Origin of the sequence: Leptotrichia sp. oral taxon 879 str. F0557, from assembly GCF_000469385.1 — a bacterium.
In the GTDB taxonomy this organism is placed as follows: domain Bacteria; phylum Fusobacteriota; class Fusobacteriia; order Fusobacteriales; family Leptotrichiaceae; genus Leptotrichia; species Leptotrichia mesophila.
The window spans coordinates 1-896 of sequence record NZ_KI271312.1; the positions used below are offsets into that span (position 1 = coordinate 1).

Genomic DNA, 896 nt, shown 5'->3' on the forward strand with positions numbered 1-896 from the left:
TATCTCAGTAATATTATACCTTTTTTTTAGATTTCTTCATGCGTTTGTCGTGGCCTATGGATATTAGAGTTAATATCTCCGAATCATCGCCTGTTAGAGTAATTAGCAAATTATTGGAGGGATTGGACTATAGATTTTTAATGCAAGTATACTCTAAAATAAAGGTCGTAAGCGAAAAATTGAAGCCAGCAAAATGTTTTTTATCATTGCATATGCCATGTTGGACGGTGTTAACACTACTAGAGCTACAGAGAAAAATTGTAGGGAAAATATTAATTACATGTGGATCCTTAGAGGAAGTTCTGCCCCTGATCATAATACGGTTGCCAGATTTATCTCCAGCTGTAAAATAGAAATTGAAGATAATGCAAATAAATATACATTTGTGTGGAAGAAGGCAATTAATAAATTTTATGAAAAATTAAAAATTAAGGTAAATAATCTCCGATATTTATGAAATAAGAGAGCATCTGGAAAAAGAAATCTTAGACAGGGATATTGAATTTGTTTCCTAATCCTACGGATGTAAGAACGCTTGTTCCATTTTTATCAGTATTGGAAAGTAAAAACTTGAAATTTGAAAATATTGTTGCAGATGCAGGATATGAAAGCGAAGAGAACTATGAATATCTTTTTAATAATAACTATACTCCATATATAAAGCCACAAAATTATGAAAAACAAAAAACCCGAAAATTTAAGCAGGATATTTCAAGGGCAGAAAATATGTCATTTAATGAAGAAACAGATACGTATACATGTGCAAATAATAAGAAACTTGAATTCAAATATATTTCAAAACGAAAAAATAAAAGCGGACATATATCGGAAAAGAAAGTATACGAATGTAATAAGTGTGAGGGATGTCCTTTTGCAGAAAAATGTAAAAAGACATC

General features: G+C 30.2%; 1 protein-coding gene and 1 pseudogene. Both read left to right on the top strand.

The features are described from left to right. Window positions 1-175: 175 nt before the first annotated feature. A pseudogene (locus tag HMPREF1552_RS13010) lies at window positions 176-457 on the top strand (transposase); the annotation flags it as partial. Window positions 458-498: 41 nt separating this feature from the next. After that, the coding region (locus HMPREF1552_RS04650; protein ID WP_155827491.1) for a transposase at window positions 499-896 on the top strand (398 nt) is incomplete at its 3' end.